Below are 13,219 nucleotides of genomic sequence, written 5' to 3'. Positions count from 1 at the left end.
GTCCCGCACCCACCGGTGCGGACTCGCCGGCGCGGTCCGCGGTCGTTTCCGGGGGCATCGGGGGTGTCGGGGGCACCGAGATGTCCGGAGGTGCGGTGGAGCGCGCCGACGCCACGGAGCCGGTCGGCTCGGTGCGGGCCGGTTCGGCGCCGGTCGGCTCGAAGTGCGCCGAATCGGAGCGTGCCGAATCGGAGCAGGTCGGCTCGGAGCAGGTCGGCTCGGAGCGCGGCGAGGACCTGGATGAGGCCGACCACTCCGCCGAAGACGGCCCGGACGACCAGGGCGAGGAAGCCGAGCGCTCGCGCTCGTGGGACCTGCTGCTGTTGGTCGGGATCTGCCTGGCGGCCCTGCTGCTGGTGAACGCCTTCGTCGCGCGCCCGTTCTCGGTGCCTTCCGGGTCGATGGAGGACACGCTGCGCCCGGGCGACCGGCTGGTCGCCAACCAGCTCTCCTACGCCTTCGGGGGCCACCCCCAGCGGGGCGATGTGGTGGTGTTCGACGGAACGGGCTCCTTCCTCCCGGGATCGGCGAAGCCGACGGGCTTCTGGGACGGCCTGCACTCGGTCGCCCGGGACCTGGGGCTGGCCCCGGCCGGCGACACCGTCTACGTCAAGCGGGTGATCGGTGTCGGTGGGGATCGAGTGACCAGCACCGGCCCGGGCGCACCGATCACCGTCAACGGCGTGCCGATCGACGAGACCTCCTACCTGGCTTCGGGCGACGACCCGTCGAGCGTGGCCTTCGACGTGGTCGTGCCGGCCGGTGAGCTGTGGGTGATGGGTGACCACCGCAGTGCCTCCCGGGACTCCCGCGACCACCTCGGCGAGCCCGGTGGCGGCTTCGTGCCCGAGGAGAAGGTGATCGGCCGGGCGGACTGGGTGGTCTACCCCTTCTCGCGCTGGACCGGCCTGGACCGGCCCGCGGCCTTCGCCGCGACTGCGGGAACGGGTGGTCATGGGGGTCAGAGGTAGGGGACGGCTCGCCGACCGTCCGGCCACCGGGGGACCGGAGGACCACGGCACGGCCGCCACCCGGACGGAAGGCGCTCGGACGGAAGGCGCCCGGGCGCCGGGCGGCGGACCGTCGGGTGGTGGGAGCAGCGGGGGGCTGTCGGGGCGTGGCCGGGCCGAGCGCCGGCGCAGTGCCCGCAAGGCGGCCCGCCGGCGCAGGCGTTCGCTGGTGCGCGAGGTGCCGCTGATCATCCTGGTGGCCCTGTTGGTGGCACTGGTGATGAAGACCTTCATGATCCAGGTGTTCGTGATCCCCTCCGGCTCGATGGAACAGACCATCCGGATCGGGGACCGGGTGCTGGTGGACAAGCTGACTCCTTGGTTCGGCAGTGAGCCGCAGCGCGGCGACGTGGTGGTGTTCAAGGACCCGGGCGGCTGGTTGGAGCGCGACCGCAAGCCGTCCCAGGACGGTCCGGTGCTGGGTGCGGCCAAGCAGGTGCTGACCTTCGTCGGACTGCTGCCCTCCGACAACGAGCAGGACCTCATCAAGCGGGTGATCGGCGTCGGCGGGGACACCGTCGAGTGCTGTGACGCGCAGGGGCGCCTCAGCGTCAACGGCCGTCCGGTGGACGAGTCCTACCTCTCGCCCGGCAACCCGCCCTCCCGACAGACCTTCAAGGTCCAGGTGCCGCAAGGGCGGTTGTGGGTCATGGGCGACCACCGGGACGTCTCCGCCGACTCCCGTTTCCACATGGGCAATCCGGGCCAGGGGGCGATTCCGGTGAGTGACGTGGTCGGCCGGGCGTTCGTGATCGCCTGGCCGCTGGGCCGCTTCCATCAACTCGATGCTCCGAGTTCACTCTCCTCTCTCGCCAGGGCGCCGCAGGCCGGTGGAACTGGCGTGGAGCCGGTGCCCGTTGGGCCGGTTCCTGTGGAACCCCCGCTCGTTATGGGTGTGTTGGGCATCCTTCCGCTCGTCGTTCGCCGGTCGGGGCGGCCTTCGGAGTGAGCCGCGCCGACCGCGGCCCGGTCGAGCCGCGCGTGTGGGACCGCGAGCCGGATGCCTTGGAGTGATAGAGAAGTGCAGGTGCGGCCGGGAGTGGTTCCGGTCGCGGGCCGAGGCTGTGGTGGTGTCAGGGGAGTCCGCGGTGGGCAGCCCTGAGGCGTTCATGGTCGTGGTGAGCGTGGTGCCCGCTGTGCGGCACTCTGAGCGCGGGCGCGCAGGCGTCCGCACAGCAGGGAGGAGACGTTGTGGGGGATTTGGTGATCGGCGCCCGCTCGGGCGCCGGAGAGCCCGAGGGTCAAGGCCGTCGGGCGGACCGGTCCGCCGAGTCCGCGGCCTCCTCGGCCTCGGCTGAGGACGCGGCGGCGCAGACCGCCGACGGGCGGAGCGGCGCCGGGTCGGAGGACCCGTCGGACTCCTCGCACGCGGAGCCCGAACCCGCGGACGGGACGGAGTCGGAGACTGCGCCCAAGCCGCGCAAGCAGCGCTCGTTCTGGAAGGAACTGCCGATCCTGGTCGGCATCGCGCTGATCCTCGCGCTGGTGATCAAGACCTTCTTCGTCCAGGCGTTCTCCATTCCGTCGGAATCGATGCAGAACACGTTGCAGGTCGGCGACCGCGTCCTGGTGGACAAGCTCACTCCGTGGTTCGGGGCCGAGCCCGAGCGCGGCGAGGTCGTGGTGTTCCACGACCCGGGCGGCTGGCTGAACGACGAGCCGACCCCGCAGAGCAGCAACTCCTTCCTCCGTGGTGTGCAGGACGTACTGAGCTTCGTCGGCCTGATGCCCTCCGCCAACGAGAAGGACCTGATCAAGCGGGTCATCGCGGTCGGCGGGGACACCGTCGAGTGCGAGGGCGAGGGGCCGGTCAAGGTCAACGGCGTCGCGCTCGACGAGCCGTACGTCTACCAGGGCAACACTCCCTGCGGTGACCACCCCTTCGGGCCGGTCAAGGTGCCCAAGGACCGGATCTGGGTGATGGGCGACCACCGGGCCAACTCGCTGGACTCCCGCTTCCACATGGACCAGCCGGGCGGCGGCACCGTCCCGGTGGACAACGTGATCGGACGTGCCTTCGTGGTGGCCTGGCCGGTCAACCACTGGTCCACGCTGTCGGTGCCGGACACCTTCGACCAGAAGGGCCTGGCGGCGGCCGCGCCGCTGGCGCCCCCTGTGGCCGGTGCGGTGGGGGCAGTCGCCCTTCTTCCGCTGGTGCGCCGGGTGCGGGGTCGGGTGGAGCGCCTCCAGGAGTCCTGACTTCTACCGGACCGTGTTCCACCGGGTTGGCGCCGGCTCTTGCGCGGGCCGTGGTACCGACGAGTAATCTGCTCGGACGTGCCACGGCCCGTCGGCTTTTCCGCCCGTGCCTCCGGCGTGCCAGTGGTGTTCTCCGGTCGGCCAGAGGTGGACGGTGTCGATGAGCAGTGTCGTGGAGCAGACGGCCGCCCGGCCGACCGCACCCGCCCGTGGCCGCCGGCCCGCCGCGGTGCTGCAGGGTGTCGCGCTGGCGCTCGGGCTGGCGCTGATGATCGGCGGCTTCGCCCTCATCGCGATCGACTACCGGCCGTACAACATCCCCACCGCCTCGATGCACCCGACGCTGCGCGCCGGGGACACCGTGCTCGCCCGCAAGGTCGACGGCGGCGGCATCGGGCGGGGTGACGTGGTGGTCTTCAGGGACCAGGCCTGGGGCGGCGAGCTCATGGTCAAGCGGGTGGTTGCCGTCGGCGGGGACACCGTCGCCACCGCCGCCGGGCCCGAGCACCGACTGACGGTCAACGGACAGCCGGTGAACGAGCCCTACCTCGCCACGCAGGGCCGCCAGGGCGATTCGTTCAGCGTGACGGTGCCGCAGGGCCGGCTGTTCCTGCTCGGCGACAACCGGATGGGCTCGCTGGACTCCCGCACCCACCTGGCGGTGGACGGCGGGACCGTCCCGGCCGAGGCCGTCGAGGCCAGGGCCGAGGCCACCGTGCTGCCCTTCGACCGGATGGGCCTGCTCGACCGGGTCACCGACTTCGACGGCTTCGCGGGACCGAACGCATCGCGGCCCGGTCCGCTGGAGCCGGCCGCCTACGCCGGCGTCGCGGGCGCGGCGCTGATCGTCGTGACCTCGGCGGTGGGCGGGGTGGCGGGCCTGGCCCGCCGGTTCCGGGGGCGCCGTTCCTGAACGGGACCGCCGTCGGGCGGGCGGCTCTGCCGAACATCGCCCCGGACGACCGCGCCGGGTGGCAGGATCGGTAGGGCCACCGATGCGAACGGAAGGAGCGTGGAGCGCCGCCATGACAGCACAGCGTCGCAAGGCGGCGCGGATCCTGCTGCTGGACGGGCTGGACCGCATCCTCCTCTTCCGCGGAGCCGATCCCGCCGCCCCGGGAGAGGCGTGGTGGTTCACACCCGGGGGCGGCTTGGAAGCGGGCGAGGACGTGCGCGAGGCCGCGGAGCGGGAGCTCGCCGAGGAGACCGGCCTGCGGGGTGTGGACCTGGGGCCCTTGGTGGGGTACGGCACGGTGTCGTTCTCCTTTCGGGGACAGCGCTACGAGCAGGAACAGTGGTTCCACCTGGCCCGGACCACTGAGACCGGGCTGGACCACTCGGGCATGGGCGAGGACGAGCACGCCCAGTTGCTCGCGGCGCGCTGGTGGACGGTCGAGGAACTGAGGGGGACCACCGAGACGGTCTATCCGGTCGGCCTGGCGGACTTCCTGGAACGACTGTTGGCCGAGGGCCCGCCGGTGGAACCGGTACGGCTCTGACCGTGGGTGTGGTGGTCCACAATGGGTGGACGCGACAAGTTGAGGGGACGCCTGGATGAGTGCCGAAGATCTCGAGAAGTACGAGACCGAGATGGAGCTCAAGCTCTACCGGGAGTACCGGGACGTCGTCGGCCTGTTCAAGTACGTGATCGAGACCGAGCGACGGTTCTACCTCACCAACGACTACGAGTTGCAGGTGCACTCGGTCCAGGGAGAGGTGTTCTTCGAGGTGTCGATGGCGGATGCGTGGGTCTGGGACATGTACCGGCCGGCCCGGTTCGTCCGCAAGGTCCGGGTGCTGACCTTCAAGGACGTGAACATCGAGGAACTCGCGAAGAGCGATCTGGAGCTGCCCTCGGACGAGTCCGGCTTCGGGAACTGACGTTGGACGACTTCGTCCCGCGTTGTCCAGTCGAATTTCGCGGGAACGGGTCTTCCCACCCCTGCGGGTGACAAAAGTTATCCACAGGTCCGAGTTGTCCACAGGGAAGGGAAATTTCCGGGCCTCGTCGCGGACATTGGTGCAGCCTCCTCGGCGGAGGTGGTCACCATGCAGCACACCATCGTGCAGGACCAGGCCGTACCGGACGCGACCGCAGCCGGGGAGGCCTCGCGGGCGACCCGGGACCGCAGCACCAGGACCGGACTCGGCCGCTACGGGGAGCGGGTCGCCGCCCGTCGGCTCACGGAGGCGGGGCTCCGCATCCTCGACCGCAACTGGCGCTGCGTCGAGGGCGAGCTGGACATCGTCGCCCTCGACGGCGACACCGTGGCGGTCTGCGAGGTGAAGACCCGCTCCGAGCGGGGTTTCCAGCAGCCCACCGAGGCCATCGACCAGACCAAGGCCGCCCGGCTGCGACGCCTCGCCGAGCGCTGGATGGCCGAGCGCTGGCCCGGTCACTTCGCCCGGCTGGCAGGCCCCGGCTACGACCCGGGGCCCAGCGATCCGCGATGGCCACCCGCTCCACCGGGCGGGGTGCGGATCGACCTGGTCGCGGTGGTCAACCGGGCGCGGGGTGCGGCCCTGGTCGACCACCTGCGGGGGGTGGTCTGAATGGCCTTCGCCCGCACCTGTTCCGTCGCGCTGGTCGGCGTCGACGGGGTGATCGTCGAGGTCCAGGCCGATCTGGAGCCCGGGGTGGCCGCGTTCACCCTGGTCGGCCTGCCCGACAAGGCGCTCACCGAAGCCCGCGACCGGGTCCGTGCCGCTGTCGTGAACAGTGGCGAGGCCTGGCCGCAGCGAAAGCTGACGGTCGGCCTGAGCCCCGCCTCGGTGCCCAAGAGCGGCAGCGGCTTCGACCTCGCGGTGGCCTGCGCCGTGCTGGCCGCCGCCGAGCGGCTCGACCCCTCCACCATCGCCGACCTGCTGATCATCGGCGAGCTGGGGCTGGACGGCCGGGTGCGGCCGGTCAGAGGGATCCTGCCGTCGGTTCTGGCCGCCGCCGACGCCGGGTACGAGAGGGTCGTGGTCGCCGAGCAGACCGCGCCCGAGGCCTCGCTCGTCCCCGGGGTGACGGTGATCGGCGTCCGCAGCCTGCGCCAGCTCGTCGCCGATCTGACCGGAGCGGCGGCGCCGGAGGAGCCGCCCGATCCGATCGGCGGCCGGCCGGATCCGCTGATGGCCGGCCTGATGCTGCCCACCGCGGGCGTGCGGGGCCTGCCCGACGACAGGGCCGTCCGGTTGGACATGGCGGACGTGGCCGGCCAGTACGAGGCCCGGCGAGCGCTGGAGATCGCCGCCGCCGGAGGACACCACCTCTACCTGAAGGGCCCACCGGGTGCGGGCAAGACGATGCTGGCCGAGCGGCTGCCCGCGCTGCTCCCGCCGCTGACCCAGAAGGAGGCGCTGGAGGTCACCGCCGTCCACTCGGTGGCGGGCCTGCTCCCGGCCGGGCGTCCGCTGATCGACACCGCGCCCTACTGCTCCCCGCACCATTCCACGACGATGCCGGCGATCGTCGGCGGCGGCAGCGGCCTGCCGAGACCGGGAGCGGTCTCACTGGCCCACCGGGGCGTGCTCTTCCTGGACGAGGCGCCGGAGTTCCCGGTCCGGGTGCTCGACGCGCTGCGCCAGCCGCTGGAGTCGGGCGAGGTGGTGATCGCCCGATCGGCCGGATCGCTGCGGCTCCCGGCCCGCTTCCTGCTCTGCCTGGCGGCCAACCCCTGTCCGTGCGGCCGGTACTCGCGGCGGGGCGAGGGCTGCGAGTGCACCCCGGCCATGGTCAGCCGCTATCAGGGGCGGCTCTCCGGGCCGCTGCTGGACCGGGTCGACCTCCAGGTCCAGGTGGCCCCGGTGACCAGGGTCGAACTCATGGAACGGGACACCACGGCGGAGACCACCGAGACCGTCGCGGCCCGGGTGCTGGCCGCGCGGGAGCGGGCGGCGGCCCGGCTGGCGGACACCCCGTGGCGGACCAACGCGGAAGTGCCGGGGCACGAGCTGCGCACCCGCTGGCCGCTCGCGTCCGGAGCGCTCAACGACGTCGCGCGGCAGTTGGAGCGGGGGCTGCTGACGGCCCGGGGCCTGGACCGGGTGCTCAGGGTCGCCTGGACGGTCGCCGACCTCGCCGGGCGCGACCGACCGGACCAGCGGGACGTGCGCACCGCCCTGGTCCTGCGCACCGGGGTGGAGCAAGGACTGCCGCTGACCGAACGGGTCTTCGGTCGGTTCGGCGGCGTCCCGGCGAAACACGGCGGTCCGGGCGACGGCAGGTCCAAGAAGCCCGACATCCGTCGCGAGCAGCGCGAGATCCGGGAGGGCGAGGCATGAACCGACTGTCGGGACAACCCCGAATCCCCGGTGAGGTCGAGGTCGGTGCCGGTGCCGGTGCCACCGTCGAGCCCGATCCCGAGCGTCTCGCCCGGGTGCTGCTCGGCCGGCTCAGCGAACCGGGGGACGCGGTGGTCGGCCGGTGGCTCGCCCAACTCCCCGCCGTCGACGTGGTCCAGGCGATCCGGGACGGAACGGTGCCCGACCACCCGGGGCTGGACTCCACCCGGTTGGCGGGGTACCAGGCGCGGCTGCCGGGGCTGGATCCGTGGCTCGACCTGAAACGGGTACAGGACGCCGGTGGGCGGTTCATCATTCCGGGGGACACGGAATGGCCCAGCCAACTGGACGACCTGGGCGACGGGCGCCCGGTCGGGCTCTGGGTGACTGGCACCGGCTCGCTGCGGTTGCTGGCGCTCCGCTCGGTCGCGATGGTGGGCTCCCGGGCCTGTACGGCCTACGGCGCCCACGTCGCGGGGGAGCTGGCGGCCCAACTGGCCGAACGCGGCTGGGTGGTGATCTCCGGTGCGGCCTACGGGATCGACGCGGCCGCGCACCGCGGGGCGCTCGCGGTCGGCGGGATGACCGCGGCCGTGCTCGCCTGCGGCGTCGACGTGGCCTACCCCAAGGGCAACGCCGAACTGATCCGGCGGATCGGCGTCCAGGGCCTGCTCATCAGCGAACTCCCGCCCGGGGAGCACCCGAACCGCTTCCGCTTCGTGCTGCGCAATCGGGTCATCGCGGCACTCACTCGGGGAACGGTGGTGGTCGAGGCGGCGGTACGCAGCGGAGCCCTGAGCACAGCCAGACGGGCGCGGGACCTCAACCGCCACACCATGGGCGTGGCGGGCCCGGTGACCTCGGAACTCTCCGCCGGGGTGCACGCCCTGATCCGCAGCGGCGGCGCCACCCTGATCACCGACGCGGCCGAGATCACCGAACTGATCGGGGCGATCGGGGACGACCTGGCCCCGCAACGCAGCGGTCCGGTGCTCCCGCGCGACCTGCTGGAACCGGTGGTGGCCCGGGTGCTGGAGGCCGTACCGGCGACGGCTGAGGGCGCACCGGTCGAGCGACTGGCCCGGCAGTCCGGGCTTCCTCCGGACGAAGTCCTGCAACGCCTCTACGAGTTGGGCTCGCTCGGCTTCGTGGAGCGGCACGGCGCGCACTGGCGCGTAGTGCGGAGGAGGTGAGCGCACCGGAACGGAGAACACCTTCGCGCCGAGGGAACGCGCATCGGAGCCGCTCGACTGAGCTGCTGATCCGGTTCTTCCACTCGTTGCCCGGATCCGGGGCGCCATCGCCACCGGATCGGGGGACGACCGAGTGGCGGTAGCGCTTCGCAGCGAGTCGGTCACGCTACGCTCCACATGCCTTCCCTATCAGCACATGACTCGGCAGAACGGCGCAGACCCACGCATGCCCACACACATTCCCGGACACAGGGTGACCGGTGGCACTCGGTCCTCGGGAGTGCCGCGGACCGAGCGGCGCCCCGCGCCCGACTTCCCGGCCAAGTCGGCGGGGACGATGGGAGGCCTGTCGCGCCAGGGCGGCCGGTCGACGGTGGTGCCAGGCCAGCCCGCGGATGCGGCTCGGGGCGCCGAGGCGGCCCAGGGGGCCGACCCGACCGTCGGCGGCGTCGGGGTGCCCGCTGCCGCGCCCGTCGGCGTGCCCCCCGGCGCGGGCGTGGCCGGCGCACCCCGTCCAGCCGGAAACGCGCCGGTCCCGGGCGCCGCCTCCCCGGCGTTCGGCCCGTCGGTGTCCCCGTTCCGCAGGGAACGGGTGACGGTCGGCGACCAGGGGCAGGAGGCCTCTGAGGCCGCGGTCCAGGGGCGCACCGCGCTGGAAGAGCTCTGGCGCTCCTACAAGGTGACCGGCGACCAACGGCTGCGGGAGCAGCTGATCCTGCACTACTCGCCGCTCGTCAAGTACGTGGCGGGTCGGGTCGGGGTCGGTCTGCCCTCCAACGTCGAGCAGGCGGACTTCGTCTCCTCGGGGGTCTTCGGCCTGATCGACGCGATCGAGAAGTTCGACATCGACCGCGCCATCAAGTTCGAGACCTACGCGATCAGCCGCATCCGCGGCGCGATCATCGATGAGCTGCGTGCCCTGGACTGGATCCCGCGCTCGGTGCGGCAGAAGGCGAAGGCGGTCGAGCGGACGTACGCCACGCTGGAGGCCCGGCTGCGCCGGACGCCGCACGAGCCCGAGGTCGCGGCCGAGATGGGCATCGCGATCGAGGACCTGCACGCCATCTTCAGCCAGCTGTCGCTCGCCAACGTGGTGGCGTTGGACGAACTGCTCCACCCGGTGGGGGAGGGTGGCGACCGGCTGAGTCTGATGGACACCCTGGAGGACCACGGCGCGGACAACCCGGTCGAGGTGGCCGAGGACAGGGAACTGCGCCGACTGCTGGCCCAGGCGGTGAACACCCTCCCCGAGCGGGAGAAGACGGTGGTGACGCTCTACTACTACGAGGGACTCACCCTCGCAGAGATCGGACAGGTGCTGGGGGTGACGGAGAGTCGGGTGAGTCAGATCCACACCAAGTCCGTCCTCCAGCTGCGTGCCAAGCTGTCGGACATCCGATAGGGCGTCGGAATTGCGGATCGAGGTGAGCCGGTCGCCGTCAGCCTCCGGCTGATGCGCGGCGCCGTTTCGGCCACAAGTAGGGCTCCGTACAGTGGGAGCGTGCCGAAGATTCGAGCGGCCACGGTGGCCGAGCATCGCCAGCTCCAGCGCGCAGCCCTCCTCGACGCTGCCCGCATCCTGCTCACCGAGGGCGGTATGGAGGCGCTGACCTTCCCCGCGCTCGCGGCGCGCACCGGGCTGGCGCGCTCCTCGGTCTACGAGTACTTCCGATCCCGCGCCGCCGTGGTCGAGACGCTCTGCGAGGTGGACTTCCCGCTCTGGGCAGCCGAGATCGAGGCCGGGATGGAGAGCTGCGACACCGCGGTCGAGAGGATCGAGGCCTACGTCCGGGGCCAGCTGGCGCTGGCCGCCGACCCTCGGCACCGCGCGGTCGTGGCGATCTCGGCGCTGGAGCTCGACGAGGCCGCGCGCGAGCGGATCAGGTCGGCGCACGGCAGGCTGGCCGGTCTGGTCGGGCGGACGTTGGAGGACCTCGGCCACGAGCAGCCCCGGCTCGCCGCGGCCCTGGTGCAGGGCGTCGTCGAAGCGGCGACCCGCCGGGCCGAGCGGGCCGTGGCCGGACGACGCGGCGGCTGTGCGACCGAGAGCCCCGAGGAGATCGCCGACGCGGCCGTCGCGCTGGTGCTGCACGGGCTCGGCCGGGCCTGAGCCGCCCCCCGGGCTGCGCCCACCTCAAGCTCGCCGCCGGACCGCCGCCCCGGGCCTGTGCCGCCCCCCGCCGCCGAGCGCGGTCGGGCGGTGCGATGCCCTACCCTCCCGGGCCGTTCAGCGGCAGAAGCCGTACGGTGCCGGCGCCGAACAGGACCAGCGGGTCCAGGTAGCGGTTCCCGCGCAGCAGTCCCCAGTGCAGGCAGTCCCGCCCGGGGCAGTGTCGGCCGTCCGGGGCGAGTTGTCCGATCACCTGTCCGGCGGCCACGGCGGTGCCGACCGGGACGGTGCCGACGACGGGCAGGTAGGTGGTCCGGAGCGGGGGAGAGCCCGAGCCCGGGTGGGAGACGGTCACCACCGGCCGTCCCGCCACCAGACCGGAAAACACGACCAGCCCTGGTGCGGCCGCCCGTACCTGTGCCCCGGCGTCGGCGGCGAGGTCCACGCCCCGGTGTCCGGCGGCCCAGGGCTTCGCCGGCGGCTCGAAGTGCCCCAGCACCCCGCCGCGCCCGCCCACCGGCCAGGCCCGCGCACCACTCCGCCCGGTACCGCCGTCCGGGCCCGAGGCATCACCCGCACCCGATACCCAGGCCGGACCGGACACCCCGGCCATCCCGAACACTCCAGACACCCCGGCCACCCCGGCCACCCCGATGCCTCCCGAGGCCGCCGAGGCGCCCGACATCCCGAGTGGCGCCGCTCCTACCGTCACCGCCGCCGTCACCACCGCCACCGCCACCGCCACACGCCGCCCCCCGGACGCCCACCGTCCGCCACTTCGAACCACCCCGCCGAACCACCCGCGACCAGTCATGCGCGAAGGTTCGCCGCCCGGCCGCCCCCGCACCACCCACATCCGGATTCCTGTGGACAAACCGCCCCCACACCGGATCGCCATCCCCCTGACGGGTGTACGGGCGCCGCCATCCGGTGTACAAACGGCATACCGGTGACGGCCCCGGGCAGGCACCCGACCGGTCCTGCCCCCTCGGCCCGCCCCAGTCGCCGCCCGGCCGCCCGCCCCCGCCCCGATTCCGCCGCAGCCCGCCCGACCCTGCCACCGAGCCCCGTCGAGCCCGCCCGTCCTGGCCGTTTTCCAGGCGCGTCCCGGGTCGTCGCCGGGCCCTCGGCCACGCGCGGAGTCGCCCGCCCCTCGGCGCTTCCCGTACACTTCACACGCGACCCGGTCCGCCGGGTCGACTTCGCACGCCCCGCCACCGGTGGTCGGACGCGGTTCCTCCGCGGCCCTGCCAGGTGCGAGTGCCGCTCGGTCCGCCGAGCCCGACCGGCCCCCTGGCCGGACGGGCGGAAGCGGCTCGGCACGTTCGGGGCGTCAGGCGTGGCTGTCACCTGGCCGCCACGGACAAACCGAGCCTGACCCGGCTGTGGGCGATTGCTGCGACGCAGTGCCGCCGCCGGGCCGTAACACCAAGGAGCACGGCACATGGCCGTCGTCACGATGCGGGAGCTGCTGGAGAGCGGCGTCCACTTCGGTCACCAGACCCGCCGCTGGAACCCGAAGATGAAGCGCTTCATCATCACCGAGCGCAACGGCATCTACATCATCGACCTCCTGCAGTCGCTGAACTACATCGACCGCGCCTTCGAGTTCATCAAGGAGACCGTTGCCCACGGCGGCAGCGTCCTCTTCGTCGGCACGAAGAAGCAGGCCCAGGAGGCCATCGCCGAGCAGGCCACCCGCGTGGGCATGCCCTACGTGAACCAGCGCTGGCTCGGCGGCATGCTGACCAACTTCTCGACCGTCTACAAGCGCCTCCAGCGCCTGAAGGAGCTCGGCGAGCTGGACTTCTCGGACGTGGCCGGTTCCGGCCTCACCAAGAAGGAGCTCCTGGTTCTCCAGCGCGAGCACGACAAGCTGGAGAAGACCCTCGGTGGTATCCGCGACATGCAGCGCGTCCCCAGCGCTGTCTGGATCGTGGACACCAAGAAGGAGCACATCGCGGTCGGCGAGGCCCGGAAGCTGAACATCCCGGTCGTCGCCATCCTCGACACCAACTGTGACCCGGACGAGGTCGACTACAAGATCCCGGGCAACGACGACGCGATCCGCTCCGTCACCCTGCTGACCCGCGTGATCGCCGACGCCGTGGCCGAGGGCCTGAAGTCCCGCGCCGGTGTCGCCAAGGGCGACGCCAAGGCCGAGCCGGGCGCCGACCAGCCGCTCGCCGCCTGGGAGAAGGACCTCATCGAGGGCGAGAAGAAGGCCGAGGAGGCCCCCGCCGCCGCTGAGGCCCCCGCTGAGGCCCCCGCCGAGGCCGTCGCTGCCGAGGCTCCCGCCGCTGAGGCCCCCGCCGCCGAGGCGCCGGCCGAGCAGGCCTGACGTACCAAGGGTGAGGGGCACCCGCCGGTACGAAGCCGGCAGGTGCCCCTCTCTCCCGCGCCGGGACCGAACCATCGGTCCCGGCGCCACTCCACGC

Annotated in this window: 13 protein-coding genes; 12 read left to right on the top strand and 1 reads right to left on the bottom strand. The window is 72.6% G+C overall.

What is annotated here, in order from left to right; translation table 11 throughout:
- The 11 genes from lepB (ACFRMQ_RS10155) to ACFRMQ_RS10105 all read left to right on the top strand — a co-directional run.
- Positions 1–971, top strand: a 971-nt coding sequence (gene lepB, locus ACFRMQ_RS10155; protein ID WP_380728950.1) for a signal peptidase I, incomplete at its 5' end; no start/stop codon positions are given.
- A 208-nt stretch (positions 972–1,179) separates the two neighbouring features.
- Positions 1,180–1,959 (top strand): signal peptidase I, encoded by a 780-nt coding sequence (gene lepB, locus ACFRMQ_RS10150; protein WP_380728948.1) that lies wholly within the window; start codon positions 1,180–1,182, stop codon positions 1,957–1,959.
- 242 nt (positions 1,960–2,201) lie between these two features.
- On the top strand, positions 2,202–3,209 hold the full coding sequence (gene lepB, locus ACFRMQ_RS10145) for a signal peptidase I (RefSeq protein ID WP_380728946.1): 1,008 nt from the start codon (positions 2,202–2,204) through the stop codon (positions 3,207–3,209).
- A gap of 160 nt (positions 3,210–3,369) precedes the next feature.
- The gene (gene lepB / locus ACFRMQ_RS10140) at positions 3,370–4,122 is read left to right on the top strand and encodes a signal peptidase I (protein ID WP_380728943.1); all 753 of its coding nucleotides are present in this window, start codon (positions 3,370–3,372) and stop codon (positions 4,120–4,122) included.
- 112 nt (positions 4,123–4,234) lie between these two features.
- Entirely contained in the window at positions 4,235–4,708 is a 474-nt protein-coding gene (locus tag ACFRMQ_RS10135; protein WP_380728941.1) for an NUDIX hydrolase, read from the top strand.
- Between the two features lie 55 nt (positions 4,709–4,763).
- Entirely contained in the window at positions 4,764–5,090 is a 327-nt protein-coding gene (locus tag ACFRMQ_RS10130) for a DUF2469 domain-containing protein (protein ID WP_030056781.1), read from the top strand.
- A gap of 168 nt (positions 5,091–5,258) precedes the next feature.
- A complete protein-coding gene (locus ACFRMQ_RS10125; RefSeq protein WP_380728939.1) occupies positions 5,259–5,762 on the top strand; it encodes a YraN family protein in 504 nt (167 codons plus the stop codon).
- Positions 5,763–7,478 (top strand): YifB family Mg chelatase-like AAA ATPase, encoded by a 1,716-nt coding sequence (locus tag ACFRMQ_RS10120; protein WP_380728937.1) that lies wholly within the window; start codon positions 5,763–5,765, stop codon positions 7,476–7,478.
- Positions 7,475–8,671 carry a DNA-processing protein DprA gene (dprA, locus tag ACFRMQ_RS10115; RefSeq protein ID WP_380728935.1) on the top strand — a complete coding sequence of 399 codons (1,197 nt, stop codon included), beginning with the start codon at positions 7,475–7,477 and terminating at the stop codon, positions 8,669–8,671. The genes ACFRMQ_RS10120 and dprA overlap by 4 nt, the downstream gene beginning before the upstream one ends.
- A gap of 253 nt (positions 8,672–8,924) precedes the next feature.
- Positions 8,925–10,073 carry an RNA polymerase sigma factor WhiG gene (gene whiG, locus ACFRMQ_RS10110; RefSeq protein ID WP_380728933.1) on the top strand — a complete coding sequence of 383 codons (1,149 nt, stop codon included), beginning with the start codon at positions 8,925–8,927 and terminating at the stop codon, positions 10,071–10,073.
- Between the two features lie 123 nt (positions 10,074–10,196).
- Entirely contained in the window at positions 10,197–10,781 is a 585-nt protein-coding gene (locus tag ACFRMQ_RS10105) for a TetR/AcrR family transcriptional regulator (protein WP_380728954.1), read from the top strand.
- A 100-nt stretch (positions 10,782–10,881) separates the two neighbouring features.
- Here ACFRMQ_RS10105 and ACFRMQ_RS10100 read toward each other — a convergent pair whose 3' ends face one another.
- Entirely contained in the window at positions 10,882–11,412 is a 531-nt protein-coding gene (locus ACFRMQ_RS10100) for a murein hydrolase activator EnvC family protein (protein ID WP_380728931.1), read from the bottom strand.
- An 813-nt stretch (positions 11,413–12,225) separates the two neighbouring features.
- On the opposite strand from ACFRMQ_RS10100, the gene rpsB reads away from it, so the two are divergent.
- Positions 12,226–13,122 carry a 30S ribosomal protein S2 gene (rpsB, locus tag ACFRMQ_RS10095; protein ID WP_380728929.1) on the top strand — a complete coding sequence of 299 codons (897 nt, stop codon included), beginning with the start codon at positions 12,226–12,228 and terminating at the stop codon, positions 13,120–13,122.
- The last annotated feature ends 97 nt before the right edge of the window (positions 13,123–13,219 follow it).

It is taken from the genome of Kitasatospora sp. NPDC056783 (assembly GCF_042789895.1).
Taxonomy (GTDB): Bacteria; Actinomycetota; Actinomycetes; order Streptomycetales; family Streptomycetaceae; genus Kitasatospora.
The sequence above is the reverse complement of the archived record's forward strand: the minus strand, read 5'-3'. Positions and strand labels throughout refer to the sequence as shown.

Coding starts and splice junctions, on each gene's coding strand:
- lepB (WP_380728943.1), top strand. CDS start 3,370: ATGAGCAGTGTCGTGGAGCAGACGGCCGCCCGGCCGACCGCACCCGCC.
- ACFRMQ_RS10135 (WP_380728941.1), top strand. CDS start 4,235: ATGACAGCACAGCGTCGCAAGGCGGCGCGGATCCTGCTGCTGGACGGG.
- ACFRMQ_RS10130 (WP_030056781.1), top strand. CDS start 4,764: ATGAGTGCCGAAGATCTCGAGAAGTACGAGACCGAGATGGAGCTCAAG.
- ACFRMQ_RS10125 (WP_380728939.1), top strand. CDS start 5,259: ATGCAGCACACCATCGTGCAGGACCAGGCCGTACCGGACGCGACCGCA.
- ACFRMQ_RS10120 (WP_380728937.1), top strand. CDS start 5,763: ATGGCCTTCGCCCGCACCTGTTCCGTCGCGCTGGTCGGCGTCGACGGG.
- dprA (WP_380728935.1), top strand. CDS start 7,475: ATGAACCGACTGTCGGGACAACCCCGAATCCCCGGTGAGGTCGAGGTC.
- rpsB (WP_380728929.1), top strand. CDS start 12,226: ATGGCCGTCGTCACGATGCGGGAGCTGCTGGAGAGCGGCGTCCACTTC.